The following is a 22,665-nucleotide window of genomic DNA, read 5'->3' on the forward strand; positions in this document are numbered from 1 at the left end:
CCAACATTATTGTTCATCCAACAGCGCCAACAACTTGCCTTCCAGCTTGTCTTGTAAGCTGTAGACATAGGGCACGCCAATGTGGTCTTTATCACGGTAAATCAGCACATCATTAAAGGCTGTGTAGCACCTTTGCGTGGAACAATAGGCCTTACTCATATCAATGGAGTCGATCAAATCACTGTATTGCGCAGCGGGATCTTGCAGCGGATAAATCCCGTCACGCGGCATCGAGCAAGCGTCGTGATAGGCATTATCACGGTAGTTTTTCATCGCACACTGCGTGGCTTCAAAACTAAAGCGCGGGTTATCACGGATGCCGATCACCGGAATTTTTTCTGCTTTAAAAGCCTCTAAAGTTGCCAGTAACCCAGCGGGCACACTTTCCGCGCGATCCACATAGGTGCGCGTGGAGTTGGTGATAATAATGTCCGGATCCAACGCCACAGCTTTAGCCAACACATTTTTATTCCACGCCTTACAAGAGTCACTGAGCTCATCGGTCACTCCCAACGGACAGCCACTTTTGGTCATGACATCCAAGCGAAAGCCTCGCTCACGGGCAATCTGCTCCAGCGCCGGCAACCATTGCACAATATGTGAAGAGCCCACCACCAAGAGTTTCAGCGCATCCTCTCTACCAGGCGTTCGGGTACAGGAAGTGGCATCAGCACGCAGCATATTTTGGTGACACTGCCCTTTGCTGTACACCGCTGGCACAATGCTGCGTGCCACTTTCAGCTCGCGGTAAGGCATTTGCTGCGCATGGGTCTGCACCATAAACAAAGCGGCGTTATAGGTTTTATTTTGATAAGTCTGCAGCACCTGTTGAATGTCTTGATGTAAACGACTTTCGCTGACTTTCAATACACTGAACAACAGTCCGCCACCCAGCAGCAAACAACCCAACACTAAACCGCTGTTCACTACAATGCGTGTTTTACCGATGCGCTGAAAACCACGCTCCCACACTGCATAAGCTATATAAGCGCACACAATGGATAAGGCGATGATGGCTAAACCGGCCACAAGGCTCACTCGGTCTAACATGAAGTAACTCTTGTAGAACACCAACAACGGCCAATGCCATAAATAAATGGTGAAAGAAAAACCACCCATCAGCACCAAAGGCTTAAAGGATAAAAGCCGCGCGCTAAGACTTGTGCCCGCATGCCCTGCAATCAACACTAAAACGGCCGCCAACACGGGCACCAATGCCGGATAACCTGGGTACAGTGCGTGTTTAGGAATCAAGAGGGCCGCGACAAAAATCAAGGCAATGCCCAATACACCGAGGATGTCGCTGCTTTTTTTAGAGGACGTGATACTGGGTAAATACAGGTATACCAATCCGCCCGCACAGAACTCCCACAACCGCGCTAAGGTGTTGAAGTAGGCCTTGCTCGGATCAACCTGCACCGCGTAATTGGCATAAGCAAACGACGACAACAGTACTAGGCTGTAAAGCACGACAATGGGTTTTAAGTCGTGGCGTTTGATCGCCCAGTAAAAGACCGGAAACAGTGCTATGGCTAAAATCAAATAGATCTGCACTTGCACTGACAGTGCCCAAAACTGCTGAAACGGGCTGCTGCTGTCTTGATTACCGAGGTAATCCGTGGCTTTCCGGATCAATTGAATATTTTCTAAGTGCAGCAAAGACGCCATGCCTTCTTTCAGCAAAGTGTTTTGCTCAGAACCCGGCACGATCAGCAGCACCCCGAGTGCGGTGCACGCAATGACTAAAAAGGCCGAAGGGTAAATGCGTTTGAAGATGTTCAGCAAAAACAGCGCAGGGCCTGTATAGCCATAACGGGCGATGTTTTTGATATATACGGCCGTGAGTAAATAGCCGGACACCACGATAAAAATATCGACACCGCCGGACACTTTATTCATCCAGATATGGAAGACCATAATGGTCAACGCACCTATGGCACGTAAACCTTGGATATCTGTCCGATAACTTAACGCTGCATAGCGATCCGATCTAAACATCCGCCTTCTCCTAGAAGAACGGCATTCGACCGGTAAAATAGTCGCCTTACAAACACCGTTTTTATACCTTCACAGAAAAAAACGCTGCTGTCGATCATTCATTTGCGCCTGAGTGCACTTTGGCTCTACAACTTAAGTGTTAACGCAACCACATCACCAAGACCAACCCCCTGTACATCGGTCCTCGGGCTAGCTTTCAAACGAATGCTTGCCGCATCAATCCAACTCAGCACGGACTTTAATTTTGCGTTTGCTGTGGTTTTGAATCAGCACCGCAATGGCACATAAGGTGATGAAAGTGGCCGCATTAGCCGGGATTTGCAGATTAAAGTCACTCAGCGAGTGAATCAGCAATGAAAGTATGCCAATGCTGACCCCTAAACCCAGCCCATTTCTAAACATGGAACGGGTTTGCCAAAGTGCCGCCAAAGCAAAGTACAACGCCCAACCGGTAAACAGCGCCAGCAGCACTGTACCTATCGCGCCGTATTCCACAAAAAACTGTAAGAAATCATTGTGCGCATGGTCAAAATGTAACCGCACTGACGCATCGGCATACTGCGAATAAGTGGCTTCAAAGGCCCCTGCTCCTTGCCCAACAATGGGCTTGTGCAAGGCCAAAGGCACAATATCTGTAAAAACTTGGCCGCGAATTTCATTGGCTTGCTGCACCTGCTCCACCGGCACATTATTGATCACCACGGTTTCCACGCGATCCACCAAACGGGTATCAAAGAGGCGGTCTTTGAGTCGCTCTAGGCCAAAGTACTGACTGATCACCAAGGTATCGATCAAAATCAAACTGACTAAAATTAAAATATTGCGGCGGCGGTTTTCCCGATTACGCACAATAAAGATAAAACTCATGGCCAACATGGCAGTGAAAAAGGCCACATTACCGCCACGGGAACGGGTCATTACCAAGGCAATCACTAAGATCACCAAGGCTAAACGCAAACGTGCTTTAGGACCCATAATCAGCTCAATGGCTGACACCCAACTCCAACGTTCTGTACTGCGCAAAGCCATCATCAAACCAATGCCACAGGCCAGTGTGAGCTCAATATAGCCCGCAAAGTGATTACGGTTGACGAAGGTACCATTGGCGGCGCTGCCACTGCGTACGCTCTCACCAAAGAAGCTCCACTCAAAGCCTGAGAGCGCCATAAAGGTGCCGTAAAAGGCCTGTAAGGTGCCGCTCACCACTAAAGCGCCCAACAGCCACAGCAAACGGGTGCGGGTGGCAAACAGGCTGATGATCAATAAAAACAGCAAGCTGTAAGACAGGCCCAGTACCCCATACAACACGCTTTGCCCAGGGTCAGCACTGATGCCGAACAGGTTTTGCAAGGCCACCCATAATTGCACGGCTAACAAAACAACAAACAACGGTAAACCCGGCTTTAATGCTTTAGAGGCCATGATTTTCCCGCGCCATAAACCCAGCGCCCACAGGCAACTTAAAACGCCCACACAGACCGCAATACTGCCCATGGCCCACAAACGGTTAGCGCCCAACGGTAATGGCAAGAGAATAAGGAAGGTCAAAAGAGCAAGAATTAAATTGCGCTCATAACGGTTACTGGCTAATCCAGACATAGACATTTTTTATTGTACTGAGGTTGAAGGAGAAGGCTGAGCACTGTCAGCCTCAGGCAGCGGTGCACAAGGTTTAAAACCGTCTTGCAGGCTATCGCATAACAGCTCAACACGCCCCACTTCGGCGGCGATGTTAAACAACTGTGTACGGTTGGAGCGCCCATAACGTGCGGTATAACCGGCTTGTTCTAAGGTCAAAGCTTGCAAGGTGTGATCCAAGTACGGCCAACTGATTAAACCAATTTCGGCCACACGACGGTTAATCCCAATGCGGGTAGGGCCATAATGTACCGCTTGCAACATGGCGTGCCGAAACTCTTGATCATACTCACCGGCCGTCATTTTGCCGTACGCTAAACCGGTCCATGCATAGGGCCAAGTGGGGCGAATACTGAGGGCTTGGCGAAAAGCCGCAATGGCATGTTGCTGACTTTCTTCACGGTTGGCCAAAGGTGTATTCGGACTGTACCCCCGCCACTGCCACATGTAACCGAGTTGTTCGTAATAGGCGGCATTAGCGCCGGGATACCAAGCAATGGCTTGCTCAATGGCCTGTTGTGCCACTTGCCACGCTTGATCACTGGGCACTTCGCGCTTTTCTTCCCAATCGCTGAGAAAACTGCTAGCACGGTACTGATGTAAATTGGCCATAAACAGGCGGCTGCCTAAGACCACAATGCTCAAACCCAGCACTATAACCAATAGACACAAGATGCTTTGCGCCGGCTTGGCCAACGCATATTTTTGTGATTTAGATGACATACATTAGCTCAGCTTACTTTCAGCAATGGCCCAAGGATTATCCAGCACCAAGCGCTGTGCAGCTGCTTCACCTATGATTGCTGCTGCAGCGGCACATCCCTGACTTAAAATCGGTGGGCGATGTTCAAGGTTATGTGCATCACTGGCCAAAATCGTCACCACGCCCTCTTTGAGTAAGGCGTGGGCCAATGCTTGTGCCGGCTCACCAAAGCGTCCGGCCACTGAACCTGCGGTCACTTGCAGTAAACAGCCCTGCTCTATAAAGGGTTTAATTTTATGAGGCGTGCGTAATAAGCCTTTATTGCGTTCTGGGTGAGCAATCAAAGGTTGAATCCCTTGTTGCAGCAACCAGGCCGTTAAACGCTCAGCACCAAAAGGTATTTCACCGTGGGGGAATTCCAATAAGAGGACCGGTCGGCCCTGCCACTCGCCAAGAAATGGAATCTGATTGTGTTTTACCGATACCATCAATTCCATGCCAAAACGCACTTCTGCCGCGGCGTTAATGGTGAGCTCAAGCTGCTCATCCAACAAACCTTGTTGCAGTTCAGTCAACGCCTGTTGAATGCTCTCAATGGTGTTGTCATAACGCCCTGGATGGATATGAGGCGTACAGACCATATGAGTAATGCCGTCTTGCACCGCAACTTTAGCAAGCGCTAAAGCCGTGGCTAAATCTGGCGCACCATCATCAATGCCGGGTAATAAATGGCTATGCAAATCAATCATGGATCGTTCCAGTTAAGGTCAAAGCGACAAACGCATGAGTGTACAAAACTATTCCCCGAAGCTCTAGTTTCTTACACTTAAGTATATTATATAAAGTATATGCAAGCGGTCTAAACCCCCGCCTACACAATGCCTAAAACCCGCTTAAATACTGAGGTTCAGCAGCTTTTTAACGACCTTAACACAGCATGCAACCCTACAGGGCGCCTTGATGCATTCGCTGACTCTACGCAATGCAATGGAGTGCCATTGCCCTTGCTCAGTTGTGCCACTGCAACCCGGTATCGTCACCCGCCGTGCAGTGGCATCAGTAGTGTAAAAAGAGGCTGAGCCATATCACTAAGGTGGAGTATGGCTCAACAAGGGCTTAGGCTTTGTGCGGTTGGTTATAACCATAATAATCGTAATAACCACCGTAGCTATAACCGCGTTTTTTAGCTTTCTTGATATCCACCTGGTTCAGCACCACACCAATAATCGGCACTTTCTTTTGTACCAACTGACCCACGCCTTTCACCGCGAGCGGGATGGAGGTGTCATCGGACTTGATCACATAAATTAAGGCATCCGCTAAGGTACCTAGCATTAAAGCATCACTCACCGCTTGCGTGGGTGGTGAGTCGATCACAATGCGATCGTACTGACCTTTCAGCTGTTCTATCAGCTCAATGAAGCGAGGTGACGACAATAATTCCAATGGATTCGGTGGCACCATGCCTGCGCCAATCATGTCGATGTTATGTGCCTGCTGTACGCTATCAGCAAACTTCGCTGTGCCGGATAACACATTGGCCAAGCCTGGATTCCCCACAGCAAACTCAAAGTTTTTGGCCAAGGTAGGACGGCGCATATCAGCATCAATCAACAGAACTTTTTCCATCTGCCCTAAAGCAATGGCGATGTTGGCAGATACTGTGGACTTACCTTCACCTGGCAAGGAAGAGGTCACCACAATCACCTTATGCGGGATGTCCAAATCCGACAGCACTAAACTGGTGCGAATAGTGCGGATGGACTCAGAGAAGCCTTGGTCTTTATCGGTCTCATACAGGTGCGCCAGCTCTTTGCGCTGCTTGCGCTTCACTTGCGGCAAAATACCTAAAACAGGCAGATTCAGCTTAGCCTCAACATCTTCTGTGCTTTTAAAGGTGTTATTGAGTTTTTCACGCAGCAAACTTAAGCCCACACCGGCTAAACCGGCTAAGAACATGGCCATCAATAAAATCAGCCCTTTGCGCGGTTTAATGGGTTTCTTCGGCACTTTTGCCATATCAACGATACGTGCATTCACCCGTTCTAAATCACTGGTGGCCGCGGTTTCTTTAATCCGGGTTAAGAAGGTGTCATAGAGGGCACGGTTGCTTTCCACTTCACGTTGGTATTCACGCAGTTGGAATTCTTTGCGGGAAATGTTCTGGATCTGCGTTCGATTTTCATTCACTGAACCGCGCAATGAGCCTTCATTGGCCACAGCTAAGCGGTAATTACGCTCAATAGCGGCCACAACTTGCTGCACTTGCCCACGCAAACTGGCTTCAGCCGCAGCCAATTCAGTGCGCGCGGCTTCCATCGCAGGGTGACGTGAACCATAACGCTTGGACAATTCTTCCACTTTAGAGCGCGCTTGGGCTTCATTGGCTTTAAACTGCTGAATCAATGGATCACCCAACACCGCAGACACTGTTGCCAATTTGCGCCAGCCGCCATTTTTCATGGATTGCACTTGGCGATACAGGCTTTCAGCTTCTGCACGGTTACTGCGCGCATCCACCATGCGATTACTGGTGGCCGCTAATTCTGCGGCACTGATGGTCAGCACGCCGTCAATGTCCACAAGGTTTTCTTTTTCACGGAATGCTTGCAGCTTGCCTTCAGCGGCTTTTAATTTGGTGCGCAATTCACTCAGACGGCTGTTCATCCATGCACTGGCATCGGCCGAAGTGGCCAACCCTGCTTCCAACTGCGCTTCAATAAAGCCTTGGGCGAGACGATTCGCAGCGTTGGCTGCCATGCGTGGATCATTCATATCCACCTGCACCCGCACCAGCTGACTGTTACCTTGCGGCTGAATACTGATGCGCCCCATAAATTGCATGACCACCGCATCAAAAATATCTTCTTCGCTGTTTTGTTGCGGGGTTTCCGCCTTAGCCGGCACTAACGCAGGAAACCAGCTGTGCAAGTCGATACTTCGCAACCAACCGCGGATATTAAACAACGGTGGTTCTTGCTGGGTAGGATCAAATTCTGGGTGCGTAACCAAACCTAAATCAGTCACCACACGCTCCGCTAAGGTGCGGGATTTCAGCAGTTCAAACTGTGTTTGCAGGTATTCATTGTTGTTACTTTCTTGACCATAAACTTGCTCAATGGCCACCACACTGCCTTTATTTTGTTCAATTAACAGGGTGGCCCAGGCGCGATACACCGGCGTAATATTGAGCACTATCAGCACAGTCACCATACCCACCACTAAGGTTAAAGTGATGATGCTCCACTTGCGCCGCCAAAGGGTGTTCCACAATTTAAACAGCGCCATGCTGTCATTGTCATCGTGCTGTGTTGCTGCGGGTAACTGGTGGTTACTCGAGGCTAAAGTTTGATTTTCCATAGGTCGTTACCCCGATTTTATTATTATAAAGCGCGGCTGAACTGCCGGCGCGAAAGCGCTAGGTGGTGTACTTGTTAAAAGAATCCTTGGGCAATATTGATGGTATCGCCAGGTCGAACCGCTTCATCTAAAGCGACTTTGACCGGTTTACGCTCGGGATCGATGTCACGAACAATGGTGATGCGCCGTGTTGAAGCACGCTCAGTTAAGCCACCGGCTAAAGCAATGGCACGGCGTAAATTCAAGCCCGGCTGGTATTTGTAACCACCGGGCTGTTTTACTTCGCCGCTGATATAAAACTCGCGATACTCGAGAACGCTGACAGAGACCCGCGGCTCCACTAAAAAACCGCCTTGCAATGCATTACTGAGCAAACGCTCCAACTCAGCAGCGGTGCGGCCTTGGGCTTTCACTTCACCCACAAAAGGGTAGGAAAAAGTACCCGCGTCGGTCAGGCGGGTTTGTTCAATGCTCAAATCAGGCTCGCCATACACAGTCACGCGAATGATGTCTCCGGATGACAGTTTATAAGTGGCATTACCCACTAATACGTCAGTTTCTGCACTTACGGTAAAACTTGAAAGCAGCATTAAAATGCCAAATAAAGCGGTGTAGAGGTGTCGAATAACCATAGGCCGTTCCCTTTGGTGAATCTGATGGTGTAGGTGTCTGTAGGCATTCCCTTGCCCGACCTACTGTTGATCAACTGGAGCTGGCTGCCCGCTCTCTGATGCTGACCGTTGGGGTTGTACGCAACAATGGTGTGTTCGCGCTTGGTAAATTTGGATTAAGAAAACAAGGACCGACGGTGTACAGAATGCTCTTACTTTCTGCCACGGCCGCATGAATGACCGATTCTTCTTCAGGTAAAGCCGCAATGGCCGCTTTTAAAATGGCATCCGCAAGGTCTGGATTACTCCGGCTCGCAGCCACCACTATGGTGCCCGCCTTCATTGAGAGCGCAGTGACAAGGTCTGTGAGGTTATCCACTAAGAGCTCGCCTTCTGAGTTCACAATATGAGTATTTTGTTGAGTGGTGAGAGGAATACAGTGTGCTTGTAAGCTATCTGCTGTCATTTGACCGGCCCATGCTTGCCCTGCAAACAGTGCCGCAACTATAGGTAGAGTTATTATTATATTACGCATATGCATATCCCTATCCTGGGAACATTATCGAAGTCGCTTCCTACCTTTTGAGCATTGGCCACTTCACTCAGCTTTAGCGCGTTAAATTAAAGCTGCACTTGCACAATACAGGACAATTTTATCGATTGTCCTATTAAATATTAAATATTGAATATATTTTTGTTTCTGCTGAGCCTGTAGCCACCATTCCTGCATGACCCACTCAGCCCCCTCATCCGCCTATACGGGTCTGAAAAGGCCAACCTGCATTAATACATCTCTGCAATACACCCCTTCGCATGCGTCCAAAGTGCCTGAACCATTTATTCACGATCACCCCTTGACCCTCACTCAGTGTTAAGGTTTACCGTATAGACTGGTTTAAAACAGCGGGGGCATGATGATGGCTGACTTAAAAACACTACAAATTCCAGTGCGAGGCATGACGTGCGCAGGGTGTGCAGGGCGTGTTGAACGGGGCTTGCTTCAAGTTTCAGGTGTTGAGCAAGCTGTGATCAATCTGGTCACTCAAGAGGCCATCGTTCATCTGTCCCAACCCGTGGCATTAACGGCACTGGTCGAAGCAGTAGAAGGCAGCGGTTATCAGGTGCCTTTGCACGGTTATGATTTTGCCGTCAGCGGCATGAATTGTGGCTCCTGTGTGGGCCGTATCGAGCAAGCGCTGGCACAAAGCCCCATTGTGGTCAGCTATCAAGTCAACTTGGCCACTCAACAGGCCCACGTGCAGTTGCTCGCTGGCGAAGACCCTGCCCTGATCAGTCAATGGCTCACCGAACACAACTACCCAGCCGAGTTACTTGCCGATAATCAGCGTAAAGCCGATGACCTCAATACCCGCCAAGCGGCTGAGCAAGCTGGGTTAAAAAAGCAACTTAAATATGCTTTCTTATTTGCCACACCTTTGTTTATTTTGGAAATGGGTGCGCACTTTATTCCGCCATTCCATGCTTTCTTAGAACGCACTTTTAATACTCAGCACCTGTGGTATCTGCAGGCCATTTTAGCCGCCTTGGTGTTGTTTGGCCCCGGTCGCGATATTTTAAAAATGGGTTGGCAGGCACTGCGTCGCCTCACTCCAGATATGAACTCTCTGGTGGCGTTGGGTACCATGGCGGCCTTTGGTTACTCCATGGTGGCCACTTTTATACCGCAGATCCTTCCCGCTGCTACGGTCAATGTCTACTTTGAAGCCTCTGCTGTGATTATTGCCCTGATTTTGCTGGGCCGCTATTTGGAAGCACGCGCTAAGGGCAATGCAGCCGATGCCATTAAACGCTTAATTGATCTGCAGCCGCGGGATGCACGGGTTTTGTTCAACGGTAAAAGCATCGACAAACCTGTGGCGGAAATCCGTGCCGGTGAAATCCTCGAAATCCGCCCCGGTGAGCGCATTGCCTTAGACGGTGTTGTAATTGCAGGGCAAAGTTTTGTCGATGAGTCCATGCTCACCGGTGAGCCCGTACCTGTGGAAAAAACCACCGAGACCAAAGTGATTGGCGGTACCGTCAACCAAACCGGAAGCCTACAGGTGAAGGTGGAGCAAGTGGGTGCCAATACGGTGTTAGCCCATATCATTCGCTTGGTGGAACAAGCCCAAGGGAGCAAGTTGCCGATTCAGGGTTTAGTGGATCGCATCACCCTGCGTTTTGTTCCTGCGGTGATGTTGGCCGCGTTAGCAACCTTTATTATTTGGATGATTTTTGCGCCAGCCCCTGCATTAAGCCTCGCCTTAGTCAACGCCGTCGCCGTGTTGATCATCGCTTGCCCGTGCGCCATGGGTTTGGCCACCCCCACTTCAATTATGGTGGGTACAGGCCGTGCTGCGCAGCTGGGTATTTTATTCCGTCAGGGCCAAGCGCTGCAGGCACTTAAAGACGTTAAAGTCATTGCGGTGGATAAAACCGGTACCCTCACTGAAGGTCAGCCACAATTAACTGATTTTGTGGTTACAGCAACACAACACGACGCATCTGTCTTAGCTTTAGTGGCTGCGGTGGAGCAGCAATCTGAGCACCCCATTGCCCAAGCCATTGTGCAAGATGCGGAGCAACGCGGTTTAAGCATACCGAGCATTGCTGAGTTTCAATCCATTACGGGCATGGGCGTACAGGCCAAAGTGGAGGGTCAGTTGGTGCAAATTGGTGCAGACCGTTTTATGGACAGTTTAGGCATCAGTACAGCTCAATTTACCGAGCAGGCACAACAACTGGGTGAGCAAGGTAAATCCCCCATGTACGCGGCCATTGATGGCCAACTTGCAGTGATGATGGCAGTCAGTGACCCAATCAAATCCAGCAGTAAGGCAGCCATTGATCACCTGCACAAGCAAGGCTTAAAGGTGGCCATGATCACCGGTGATAACCGACACACCGCGGAGGCTATTGCCAAGCAATTGGGCATTGATCATGTGGTCGCGCAAGTGTTGCCAGAGGCTAAAGTTGAGGCTGTACAACAACTGCAGCAACAGTACGGTCAGGTGGCCTATGTCGGTGATGGTATCAACGATGCTCCTGCTTTAGCTGCTGCGGATGTAGGCATTGCGATTGGTACAGGTACAGATATCGCCATGGATGCCGCCGATGTGGTGTTGATGTCGGGGCACTTAACTGGCGTAATCAATGCCTTAGCTTTATCTAAGGCAACTTTACGCAATATCAGCCAAAACCTGTTCTGGGCGTTTGCTTACAACATTGCTTTGATTCCAGTGGCCGCAGGGGTGCTCTATCCATTCAATGGCACTTTGTTATCGCCTGTGTTGGCAGCAGGTGCCATGGCCTTATCCAGCGTGTTTGTGGTGACCAACGCCCTACGTTTACGTGGCTTTAAGGCACCTTTGGAGGCAATTTAGATGAATATCGGTGAAGCTGCTGCTGCATCAGGTATCAGCCGCAAGATGATTCGTTACTACGAGGAAATTGGCCTACTGTCGCCGGTGCCCCGTAGTAACGCCGGTTACCGTGTGTATAACGCTACAATTGTGCAACAACTGAGTTTTATTAGGCGGGCGCGAGATCTGGGTTTTTCTTTAGAGCGGATTAAAACGCTGATGGATCTGTGGCACAACACCGACCGACAAAGTGCCGATGTGAAAGCACTGGCGCAACAATATATGACGGAACTGGATCAAGACATTAAAAACCTGCAAAGCATCCGACAGCAATTGGCTGAGTTGGTCGAGCAATGCCACGGCGACGGCCAACCCGACTGCTCAATTCTAGACAGCCTCGCTCAACCGAAATCCCACGCCTAGATTGAGATCCCCCTGCCAATTGCGTGTTGATCTGACACTCAACTGACCAAGGCTCGCCAAAATACCCACCCCATCCGCTCAACACTGAGCGTAACTTGGCCGATGTAGTAGTTAAAAAATCCCAGCATCTAAACCTGCGGCCATGCCCATGCCAAGTTCTTCGCACTGCGCTAAAAATGCCTCATCCCACTGCCCCTTGCACAACAATGGTTCTTGCACTTGCTGCCAGCGCAGGCCTGTCAGAATGGTTTTCAAGGCACGCAACGTACCGGTGCCATCATGGCCGGCACGCACCACTATGGCGCAGGCAAGACCTTGCTTTTCTTCTAAGACGGGATAATAAGTACGGTCAAAGAAATCTTTCATTGCCCCACTCATGTAAGCAAGATTCTCGGGTGTCATTAAGATAATCGCTCCTGCAGCCAGCACATCCTCCGGCCCAGCCTCTAAGGGAGGCAGCACCCGCACCTCAACATTTTCAATGTCTTCATGCTCCGCACCGCGCACTATGGCATCTAACATGCGTTGCAAATTAGGCGACGGGGCATGGGCGATAATTAACAGTTGCTTGCGCTCAGTCTGAGTCATAACACACTCCTTACACACCAGCGGTCGATGGATGTTGAATTCACTATACCTGATTAGCGCCGCTGCGTTTTTCAGTCCACAACCTTCTGCCAACACAGCATATGCAATTCAATACTCTTGTGAGATATTCTTATCGGCAGCAGCCTCAAGCTCTTGCTAGACTAGAGCAATGGCCACGTCACTTAAGTGAATAAGGATTCAAACTATGCGTAAAACTTTAAAGCGTTTAACTCTAGCTGGGTTACTGATCAGCTGTCCTCTACTGGCTGTTGCCAACGAGCCCATTGATGTGCCCTTGGATGCAGAACCTGATGTAACCATTGTGCAGAAAGGTGATCGTCTTGTTGAAGAGTACCGCGTCAATGGTTTTTTATACGCGGTCAAGGTGACCCCGAAAAAAGGAAAACCGTATTTCTTAGTGCGTGCTGACGGCAGCGACGGTAATTTTGTCCGTGCCGACAAGCCCGAAATGCGCATTCCATCTTGGGAAATTTTTAGCTGGTAAACACCTCACTCACGGCTCTATGCAATCCACTAGAGCTGACCCGCACACAGCAGCCCACACGAAGTCGGCCTTAAAAGGCCGACTGACACAACCCAAAAGATCACAACGGCAGGCAGATCAGAACAACCGCTGCAACCCAGGCTATGCTCGCCAAGGTTTACGAACCATCCTGCTCGCAACCTTGTCGAAGCCCAGCTCTCACCTACACCTTTTAACAGTTACCTAGCAGAATCCCCCACCTCTTAGGGAGTGGGTCATTTATGAGGAGCAACTGATCGCCAAATGCTTACCCCATTGCGGTGGACGCTCAGCATAGGTTTCACAACCTACTTGTTCGGTAAAGGGATTGCGCAACACCTCATGCAACTTATGCAATGGTTCGTAATTACCGTCTTCCGCCTCATCAATAGCCAACTGAATTAAGTAATTACGCAACATGTACAGCGGGTTCACCTTATGCATCTCGGTGCGACGTTGCGCTTGGCTGCGAGTGTCATTTGCACAGCGCGCAACAAACTCAGCACTCCACTCACTGAATGCTGCTTGGTTTATGAAATCAGCACGCAGCGTGGCCAAAGCTTGTTCGACGGGCTGCTCACCTAAGTTGCGGAAAAACAAAGTGTAATCCACGCCACTTTGGTCCATCTGCAATAAGAGCTTTTCAATCAATACAGCATCCGTATCCTGCTGTCCGACTAAGCCTAAACGGGCACGCATCGCTTTGAGATACGCCTGCTGCTGCAACGCTGCATAGCCATCCAGAATCCCTTGTAAACGCTCAATCGATACATAACGAGTGAGGGTTTCCGCAAAAGCCGTCAGGTTCCAATAACCCATGGCTACCTGCTGATTGTAAGCATAGCGACCCTGGCGATCCGAATGGTTACAAATATAGTTTTGCTTAAAGTCATCTAAAAAAGCGTAAGGCCCAAAATCAAACGTCAGGCCCAAAATCGACATGTTGTCAGTGTTCATGACGCCATGACAAAAACCATAGGCTTGCCACAAGGCAATGGTTTCAGCTGTGCGCTTGACGACGGCTTCCAATAAAGCAGCCAATGGCTCATCCGCCGTGAGGCATTCTGGATACAAATCATTGAGCACATGCGCGTGCAATTGCTCCAGTTCGGTGTACTGCTTGTTGTAGTAAAAGTATTCAAAATGGCCAAAACGGATATGGCTAGGTGCCAAGCGAATTAACATGGCAGCGGTTTCACGCTGCTCACGCCACACCATAGTGCTGGAATCTGTGACACACAGGGCCCGCGTTGTGGGAATCCCTAGCCGGTGCAGGTATTCACTGGCTAAAAACTCTCGAATGCTGCTGCGCAACACGGCCCGACCATCGCCCGTGCGCGAAAAAGGGGTCATCCCTGCACCTTTAAGGTGGACATCCCAATGTTCGCCGGCAGCGTTTAACACTTCAGCCAAGAGTAATCCGCGACCGTCCCCTAAACGCGGAGTATAACCACCAAATTGATGGCCAGAGTACACCATGGCCCGTGGTTCCACTTGTGGCCAATGCCAAGCGCCACTGGCCAAAGCTAATAACTGTGGGTCTGCAGCAGTGTGCGCTGGTAAATCCAATAAGGCTAAAGCCTCACGGCTGCAAATGACCATTTTGGCCTGTTCCACAGCGCTAGGTTGGACCACAGCAGAAAATGCATTGCCTAAACGGGCAAAGCGCGGATCAAAAGTAAGGGTGTCTAGGCTTTTCATGATCGATACTCCAACACCGCACTGCGTCTTGATTGCCGGTGATTATTTTTTGTTTATCGGGTTTTCAGCACTCTGGATGATACGTTGCTCTTGCCCTGCTGAATTTTTAATAGTGACATCCAACTGATCAAAGGCCATATCCACATTGTGTTCACGGAAGCTCAGCACGATTCGAGTGAGCACCTCATCGATCACTGGGTTGCGATCTGACAACTCACCCACGTGGAAACGCAATTCATGATCAAAGGTACTGGCACTGATCTGTAAGAACAGGACAGCCGGTTCAGGCTCACGCAATACCCGTGTATTTTCTACCATTGCTTGCATCATTAATTGGCGCGCCAAATCCATATCCGTTTCATAAGCCACACCAATTTTAATGACCACACGGGTGATGGTGTCACTCAAGGACCAGTTAATCAGCTGATCGGTGACAAACACCTTGTTTGGCACAATAATTTCTTTGCGATCAAAGTCCGTGATGGTCGTGGCACGAATCCGAATGCGACTCACAGTGCCCGACAAATTCCCAATGGTGACCACATCGCCAATACGCACTGGGCGTTCAAATAGGATAATCAAGCCCGACACAAAGTTTGCAAAGATCTCTTGTAACCCAAAACCCAAGCCCACAGACAGCGCTGCTACCAGCCACTGCAACTTATCCCAACTGACACCGAGCACTGACAAAGTCGCGACAAACCCTGTGGCCGAAATGGTGTAAGACAATAAAGTCGTGGTGGCATAAGCAGTCCCTTGCGCCAATTTTAAGCGCGATAAGAACAACACTTCTAACAAACCTGGCATGTTGCGTGTCAGCATGATGGTAAGCAAAATAATCACGCCTGCATCCAACACGTCTCGCAAACTGATCGGCAGCGCCACCCCTGCACTGCTCACATTTTCATAGAGGGTGATATTGTCTAGATAGGTAAATAACGACAGTAAGTCTGACCACACCCAATACAAGCACACAAAGAACAGCCCCATTAAGATCAAGCGAGCTAAACGTAAGGACTGCTCATTGATTTGCGAAATGTCCAGTAGCATATCGTCCGTGGCCACCTCGCCATCCACACCGTCCTTGCTCTGGCTGAGCTTCGCATCTTGGCTACGCTGCCATGCTAAACGCCGCGCTGCTAAGGCTAAACCACGCACCAACATGGCTTCTAACAGCACCCAAATCAGCATTAAAGATAAGGTGTCGAGTAAGCGCGCGCTGAGTTTCAGTGCGGTGTAGTAATAACCAGAAACCAACGCCACCACAAATAACAAGGGCAACAGTGCAATCACCAAGCCAATGAAACGGCGTAAAACAGAGGTGTTGTCTGTGCTGTAACGGTGCATCACCAAGCGCAATAACAACCACGTCAACATCAGCAAGCAGAACATCAACAACACAAAACCGATGACGTCTTCACTTAAAGCAGCCGGTTGGCCTTGAGCGATGGTCACCACAGCACTGAGTAATAAAGCTGTAAAACCCAGTGCACGAATTTTCGGTTGCAGGAAAGCCACTTGCTCACGCGGCCAACGGAAATGCATGATGGCTACGCCATTGGGCGCCAGAATCCGATAGCCACAGTAAAACACCAGCCACACCTGTGCCATCGCCAATAATGCGTAACCCACCTCACGCACATGCCCGTTCCCATCAATGGTTAAGATCAAGCCTGAACTGGCCAAAATCAAAGAAACGGGGGTGGCTAACAAAAGGTTTAAAATAATCGCACGGGGCGTGTGCAACTGGTTGTCATTGCGGTAATGGCCAATATCCGCGTGTAAGTCACGTAAACCTTGGATGATTTTCGGACGTTTCCACGCCAGTAACAACATGCTCAATAACACAGGCAACAGCCACCCAATCCGTTTGGCCACCACTTGCCAAGCCTGCTGCGCTTCTTGAATCCAAGCGATCGAGGACACTTGATAAGCGAGGCGCTCCGGCGCGGCTTTCAACCATTCCCAATCCAACGGCTTATTACTCGGAATCCAAAACATTTGCTCATCAAGGGTGGTGCGCAGTGCATCTGTCATACTTTGCAGTTGCTTTTGATTGAGCTGTAAAGTGATGGATTCACTTAAATAAGCATTCAACTCGCGATTAAGACGATCCAACAGCTCGGCACGGGAGCGCACTAAATCCAACAAACTATTGCGCAGCACTAATTGCTCATCATTGGGCTCAGTGTCGCGTAAAGCATTTTGCACATATTCTTCTGGACGGCTGACCGTTTCGCGCAGTTGACGCAGTTCAAACTGGTAGAGGCGGGTATCAGCAATTTGATCGGCTAAGCTGCGATCAAAACTGACCACGGGCAGAGATTGTTTCTGTTGATATAAAATTTTGGCCAGTAATAAACTGCCCTGCAATACGCTGATTTGCTCTTCTAAAGCTTGATCTGTTTGCTGCACACTGTCGAGCTGTTGACGCACCAGTAAGTTACGCTGAGTGAGCTGGTTACGACGCTCTGTTACGCTGAGCAAGTAGTCCGACAGTTTCAGGTTTAAGCTGCTTTCACGCAGCAATAAACTATCGGTGCCTGCTTTACTGACCTCTAAAGACAACTCAGCCACTGTTTGCTCAGAGTCGGCTTGCCGCTTTTTATTCAATAATGACTGCAGTGCCAAAATCCCTTGCTCTTGGCGCTCCACCTGTACCAACAATAAATCCCTGCGACTGCTGCCCAACTCTTGCAGCACGCTATTGCCAGCCAATTCAGCGCGGCGCAGATCATTTTTGCTTTCTAACGCAAGAACTTCAGCCCTCAGCGCATCATTTTTATCTGTATTAAGTGGCTTACTACCGTCTTTACCACTTTTTAACTGATTGTTGATGTCTTGAATACGGGTTTGGTTACTACTGATTTCTGCCTGCGCACGCTCCGGTCGCGTTTGTGCAGTTACGATTAAAGCATTGGCATCATTGAGATCTTTTTGCAGTTCACGCAGCTTTTGATTGCGTTCTGCTAAGAGGGTTTCCAGTTCTTTAACAGACGCATTGGCCAGACGTTGACTGGGATCATCCACTTCCGAGGCTAATAAGGCTTTAAGTGCATTACCCGCCTGACTGATTTGCTGTGGAGCCGACTCCAGTTGATTTTCCAGTTGTTCTAAAGCGTCTTGGTTACGTTCAGCTGTTTCCAGCCAAGCCAGTGTTTTTTCTAAGGTTTGTTGCGCGGCCTGTTGCTCAGCTTCTGGCAGTTTTCGATTGGGCAAATCCACCAATGCTTTACGCATGCTAGTTGGTGTCAGCTCCAGTGCGGGGGCACTGACACTCATGACTAAGCCGCTAAGGCACATCAATAAGAGCAGCATAAATCTGTATTTCATTGGCCTACAACCTTTATAAATGAAGTGCCTGCGGTCGCTCATCCTGCACCTATAGCGCTGTTGGATTGCACTACTAGGTTAAAAAAATGGCGGATCTAGACGCTTACCCTCAGGGAATTTCACCCCAACTTTACTGACTTTATTACCATCCATCAGTGCCACTGCCCAAGTTAAACCCTGCCACTCAATATGGTCACCGAGGACTGCTTCGCCAGCAACGGCTTCAGTGATGAACTCAGCCAAGGTGGTTTTTGGATCCAGACCTTCCAACTTCAAGCCATACACGTCCGCTACCGCGCCCATTTGTGCATCCCCTTCCAAAACAAAGTCACCAAAGAAGCGCATATCCAATCCACGCTGAGGCGCTTTACTGAACAAGCGCCCTAAAGCAGGTAGATCTTCTTCATGCCCTATGACACATAAAATATCATCGGCACGCAATTGGGTACTGCCGCTAGGGTGAAGTAACTCATTGTCACGGAATAAAGCAGCAATACGGGTTCCTTGGGGCATTTTCAATTCGCGCAACTGCGCACCAATGCACCATTTTTGATTGCTTAAACTGTAAACAAACAATTCCCATTGGCTGGTGGGGTGAATTTCTAAGCCCACACGGGAAATCGGCGCGGGAGCTGGAGGTAGATCAACTCGGGCTTTACGTGCCGCCCAGGACAAAGTAGAGCCTTGCAAAATCAGTGACACCAACACAATAAAGAAGGCGACGTTAAAAAACAGTTGTGCATTGGGTAAGCCAGCCACAAGGGGGAAGACCGCCAAAATAACAGGCACAGCACCACGCAAACCAATCCAAGAAATAAAGGCGCGCTCCCGCAAGTTAAAACCGCGGAAAGGTAACAAGCCTAAAAAGACTGAAATAGGGCGGGCAAAAAGAATCATCCATAAAGACAACAGTAAGGCCGGAAAAGCAATGGGAAGTAGTTCATGCGGGGTTAACAGTAATCCCAACACCAAGAACATGCCAATCTGACTGATCCATGCCAAACCATCAAACATGTGCAAAATGCCGTGGCGGTTACGGATAGGACGGTTACCTAGCACCATACCGCACACATAGACGGCTAAAATCCCACTGCCACCGACCTCACCCGTGAATGCATAAATCATGATGCTGCCGCTCACCGCTAACAGGGGGTAAAGGCCATCGGCAACACTGATGCGGTTGATGATTTGTAACAAGAACCAACCACCGCTTAAGCCCAATAAGATCCCCAACCCAAACTGACGGAATAAACTGGCAAAAAAATCGAGACTAAAGCTGGTTTCACCGGCCACTAACATGGCAATTAAAGTCACGGTGAGGAACATGGCCATGGGGTCGTTACTTCCCGACTCGATTTCCAAGGTCGAGCCAACCCGCTCGTTAAGGCTCTTACCATTGAGCAGATTAAAGACCGCAGCAGCGTCCGTAGAGCCTACAATAGAGCCGATCAACAAACCTTCTAAGAGGCTTAAATCAAACAACCAAGCAGCCGCTAAGCCCGTTAAACCTGCAGTGACTGCCACCCCAAAGGTGGCTAAAGATAAAGCTGGCCAGAGCGCCACGCGGAAAGTAGCGACCCGCGTGCGCATACCACCATCGAGCAAAATGACAGCCAAAGCGAGGTTACTGATCACATAAGTGAGGGTGTAGTCATTAAAGACAATGCCGCCCACACCATCGGTCCCCGCCATCATACCGACACCCATAAAGATCACTAAGATCGGTATGCCGATACGGGAAGATACTGAGCTGACCAGAATACTGATAGCAACTAATAATCCACCAACAAAAAATATACTATTGGTTGCTACAGAGTCCACAAGCTCATCTCCTTGGTAAAAACACATCTACACTGCATTGTTATTTATTATAACCTGTAGATTAAGGTTAATTTTAAAATTCTCTTAAAAACTCAAAGTATATCGCTAGCGACCTACTCTTTTAGAGTCCGTGACCCTATCCTTAGCCCTTGCGTCTTGTCTAAGCTCATCGGCTTTAACCGCCCAAACTAAACTCTATGAGGATAAAACGAATATGCCCAGTGCCTCCAGTTCCGCAGCCTGTCAGCACCTTGCTCAGGTCTTTGCCAGTGATATCCCTTTAACCTTAGCCACTGCCATTGAAGTGCGCCAGTGGGAAGCGCAACGCTTACAATTAATGCTGCCCTTGCAAGAAAACCGTAACCATCAGAACTCAATGTTTGGTGGTAGTTTATATTGTGCTGCGGTATTAGCCGGTTGGGGGTGGCTGCATCTGCGTTTACGTGATGAAGGTATTGATACCACACATATAGTTGTACAGGCAGGGCAAATTGATTATCCGCTACCGGTTTATCATGATGCTGAAGTAGTGTGCACAGCGCCCGATGAAGCACAATGGAAGCGTTTCTTTAATATGTACAAACGCCACGGCAAGGCACGCATCAGTCTCACCAGTCGCGTATTAACTGAAGATGGCCAAGATGGCGCCATCTTCACTGGACAATTTGTTTTGCACAATTAATACAGCTCAATTGCTCGCAGGCCTCTGCCTCATAGGGCAGGATTGCATCGCCATCACTCCCGTTCTGAGCAGCACCGTGCACAAGCCGTTTGGCTCAAACCGCTAGCGAACAGCCAACGGTTATGAGCCAACCCGATACGGGGTGAAGCATAGCCTTATGCGCCGCGGGTGGTGCCGCTGGTGAGATTGCGCATCAATAAAGCGTGATCTAAATTGACATTTTCTGGTACAGGGATGTAGAGCACATGGCCATCACCGGGCGCATCAGCACGGCCTTTGCCTTTTTTATCTTCAATGTGCTTGAGATCAAAAGTCATATTGCCCTGTGGGGTCATCAACTCAATGGAATCATCCAGCGCAAAGCGATTCTTAACGATCACTTCGGCTAAGTCACCACGGCGCTCACCGGTCATCTCACCCACAAACTGCTGGCGATCAGAGATGGAATAACCGTACTCGTAGTTCTGATACTCATCATGCACGTGACGGCGCAAGAAGCCTTCGGTGTAACCACGGTGCGCGAGGGATTCCAGTGTATCCATTAAGGTTTTATCAAAGGGGCGACCGGCCACTGCATCATCAATGGCTTTACGGTACACCTGAGCGGTACGTGCTACATAGTAATGGGACTTAGTGCGACCTTCGATTTTTAATGAATGCAGCCCCATTTTCACCATGCGCTCCACGTGCTGTACAGCACGTAAATCTTTGGAGTTCATAATGTAAGTGCCATGCTCATCTTCATAGGCGGACATATATTCGCCAGGACGACCTGCCTCTTCCAGCAAGAACACTTCATTAGTGGGCGCACCCACACCTAAGGTCGGTTCCGCCTGCTGCACCGCGGCGATGGGCTCGTATTTATGCACAATATCGCCCACTTCATTTTCTTTAGCTTCGTGGGTTTTGTATTCCCAACGGCACGCATTGGTGCACGTACCTTGGTTAGGGTCACGCTTATTGATGTAGCCCGAAAGCAAGCAGCGACCGGAATAAGCCATGCATAAAGCACCGTGAACAAAAACTTCCAGCTCCATTTCTGGCACTTTATGGCGGATTTCTTCAATTTCATCCAGCGACAATTCGCGGGATAAAATGGCACGGGTTAAACCCATGTCATGCCAGAATTTCACACTGGCCCAGTTCACCGCGTTGGCTTGTACGGACAAGTGGATGTTCATCTGCGGGAAATGCTCACGCACCAACATGATTAAGCCTGGATCAGACATGATCAGTGCATCAGGGCCCATTGCGACCACAGGCTCTAAATCTTTCACGAAGGTTTTTAATTTAGCGTTATGTGGAGCAATGTTAACCACCACATAAAATTGCTTACCTTGGGCGTGTGCTTCTTTAATGCCCAGTTCTAGGTTCGCGTGATCAAATTCATTATTACGCACGCGCAAGCTGTAACGTGGTTGACCGGCATACACAGCATCAGCGCCATATGCAAAAGCATAGCGCATGTTTTTTAAGGTGCCTGCAGGTGACAACAGCTCGGGACGAAAAAGGGTCGACATAGTAAAACTCAAGGAAGTGTAAATATCCCGCCATTCTATCAGCCATCCCTCTTCAAGCGTAGTGTCTGAAACAATTCTTAACCAACTTATTAACTCAAGTATTATCAAAATCGCGTAAGACCTCGTACTTTTAGTGCGGGGATGTATGGATAGCGAGGGCTGCGTAAGCAGCCCCTTAACAGGCTGCTAAAGTCTTTGCAGTATAGGTTGGTATTGGTACTGTATACAGCATGGTAAGGCACACCAAAACATTAAAAGTTCGAGTACGAGACAGGCATGTGCCCTTGCTAAACCGCATGGCTCGCAGCGTCAATTTCGTTTGGGACTTTGTTAATGAATTAAGTCAACGCTCGATTAAAGAGCGTGGTGTGTTTTTGTCTGCTTTTGATATGTATCCCTACA

Annotated in this window: 16 protein-coding genes; 4 read left to right on the forward strand and 12 right to left on the reverse strand. The window is 49.3% G+C overall.

The features are described 5' to 3' along the window. Nucleotides 1-6: 6 nt before the first annotated feature. The 7 genes from TOI97_RS07645 to TOI97_RS07675 all read right to left on the reverse strand — a co-directional run bounded on the left by TOI97_RS07645 (nucleotide 7) and on the right by TOI97_RS07675 (nucleotide 8,845). Nucleotides 7-1,998, reverse strand: a complete 1,992-nt coding sequence (locus TOI97_RS07645) for an acyltransferase family protein (protein ID WP_321553531.1) — start codon at nucleotides 1,996-1,998, stop codon at nucleotides 7-9. Nucleotides 1,999-2,214: 216 nt separating this feature from the next. Beyond that, entirely contained in the window at nucleotides 2,215-3,603 is a 1,389-nt protein-coding gene (locus TOI97_RS07650; protein WP_321553532.1) for an O-antigen ligase family protein, read from the reverse strand. A 3-nt stretch (nucleotides 3,604-3,606) separates the two neighbouring features. Next, nucleotides 3,607-4,359, reverse strand: a complete 753-nt coding sequence (locus tag TOI97_RS07655) for a hypothetical protein (protein ID WP_321553533.1) — start codon at nucleotides 4,357-4,359, stop codon at nucleotides 3,607-3,609. Between the two features lie 3 nt (nucleotides 4,360-4,362). After that, nucleotides 4,363-5,088 (reverse strand): tyrosine-protein phosphatase, encoded by a 726-nt coding sequence (locus TOI97_RS07660; RefSeq protein ID WP_321553534.1) that lies wholly within the window; start codon nucleotides 5,086-5,088, stop codon nucleotides 4,363-4,365. 367 nt (nucleotides 5,089-5,455) lie between these two features. Next, a complete protein-coding gene (locus TOI97_RS07665) occupies nucleotides 5,456-7,699 on the reverse strand; it encodes a GumC family protein (protein WP_321553535.1) in 2,244 nt (747 codons plus the stop codon). A 74-nt stretch (nucleotides 7,700-7,773) separates the two neighbouring features. After that, nucleotides 7,774-8,331: a polysaccharide biosynthesis/export family protein gene (locus TOI97_RS07670; RefSeq protein ID WP_321553536.1), complete on the reverse strand. Its 558-nt coding sequence runs from the start codon at nucleotides 8,329-8,331 to the stop codon at nucleotides 7,774-7,776. A gap of 70 nt (nucleotides 8,332-8,401) precedes the next feature. Continuing rightward, entirely contained in the window at nucleotides 8,402-8,845 is a 444-nt protein-coding gene (locus TOI97_RS07675; protein ID WP_321553537.1) for a hypothetical protein, read from the reverse strand. 382 nt (nucleotides 8,846-9,227) lie between these two features. Between TOI97_RS07675 and TOI97_RS07680 the strand changes: the two genes are divergently transcribed. Next, a complete protein-coding gene (locus tag TOI97_RS07680) occupies nucleotides 9,228-11,693 on the forward strand; it encodes a heavy metal translocating P-type ATPase (protein ID WP_321553538.1) in 2,466 nt (821 codons plus the stop codon). Further along, nucleotides 11,694-12,095: a Cu(I)-responsive transcriptional regulator gene (gene cueR / locus TOI97_RS07685; RefSeq protein WP_321553539.1), complete on the forward strand. Its 402-nt coding sequence runs from the start codon at nucleotides 11,694-11,696 to the stop codon at nucleotides 12,093-12,095. A gap of 111 nt (nucleotides 12,096-12,206) precedes the next feature. Here cueR and TOI97_RS07690 read toward each other — a convergent pair whose 3' ends face one another. Further along, complete coding sequence (locus tag TOI97_RS07690; RefSeq protein WP_321553540.1) at nucleotides 12,207-12,683, reverse strand: flavodoxin family protein; 477 nt, start codon at nucleotides 12,681-12,683, stop codon at nucleotides 12,207-12,209. A 205-nt stretch (nucleotides 12,684-12,888) separates the two neighbouring features. Here TOI97_RS07690 and TOI97_RS07695 point away from each other — a divergent pair, with 205 nt between their 5' ends. After that, nucleotides 12,889-13,188: a DUF2782 domain-containing protein gene (locus TOI97_RS07695; RefSeq protein WP_321553541.1), complete on the forward strand. Its 300-nt coding sequence runs from the start codon at nucleotides 12,889-12,891 to the stop codon at nucleotides 13,186-13,188. Between the two features lie 258 nt (nucleotides 13,189-13,446). Here TOI97_RS07695 and TOI97_RS07700 read toward each other — a convergent pair whose 3' ends face one another. The 3 genes from TOI97_RS07700 to TOI97_RS07710 all read right to left on the reverse strand — a co-directional run bounded on the left by TOI97_RS07700 (nucleotide 13,447) and on the right by TOI97_RS07710 (nucleotide 20,061). Next, the gene (locus TOI97_RS07700; RefSeq protein WP_321553542.1) at nucleotides 13,447-14,907 is read right to left on the reverse strand and encodes a protein adenylyltransferase SelO; all 1,461 of its coding nucleotides are present in this window, start codon (nucleotides 14,905-14,907) and stop codon (nucleotides 13,447-13,449) included. Nucleotides 14,908-14,949: 42 nt separating this feature from the next. After that, the gene (gene mscK / locus TOI97_RS07705) at nucleotides 14,950-18,240 is read right to left on the reverse strand and encodes a mechanosensitive channel MscK (RefSeq protein WP_321553543.1); all 3,291 of its coding nucleotides are present in this window, start codon (nucleotides 18,238-18,240) and stop codon (nucleotides 14,950-14,952) included. Between the two features lie 78 nt (nucleotides 18,241-18,318). Beyond that, a complete protein-coding gene (locus TOI97_RS07710) occupies nucleotides 18,319-20,061 on the reverse strand; it encodes a potassium/proton antiporter (protein WP_321553544.1) in 1,743 nt (580 codons plus the stop codon). Between the two features lie 214 nt (nucleotides 20,062-20,275). On the opposite strand from TOI97_RS07710, the gene TOI97_RS07715 reads away from it, so the two are divergent. Then, entirely contained in the window at nucleotides 20,276-20,743 is a 468-nt protein-coding gene (locus tag TOI97_RS07715; protein WP_321553545.1) for a YiiD C-terminal domain-containing protein, read from the forward strand. 155 nt (nucleotides 20,744-20,898) lie between these two features. On the opposite strand, the gene trhP is transcribed toward TOI97_RS07715, so the two are convergent. Next, nucleotides 20,899-22,263, reverse strand: coding sequence for a prephenate-dependent tRNA uridine(34) hydroxylase TrhP (trhP, locus tag TOI97_RS07720; RefSeq protein ID WP_321553546.1), 1,365 nt, complete (start codon nucleotides 22,261-22,263; stop codon nucleotides 20,899-20,901). Nucleotides 22,264-22,665 lie beyond the last annotated feature (402 nt).

It is taken from the genome of Denitrificimonas halotolerans, assembly GCF_034259425.1.
Lineage (GTDB): Bacteria > Pseudomonadota > Gammaproteobacteria > Pseudomonadales > Pseudomonadaceae > Denitrificimonas > Denitrificimonas halotolerans.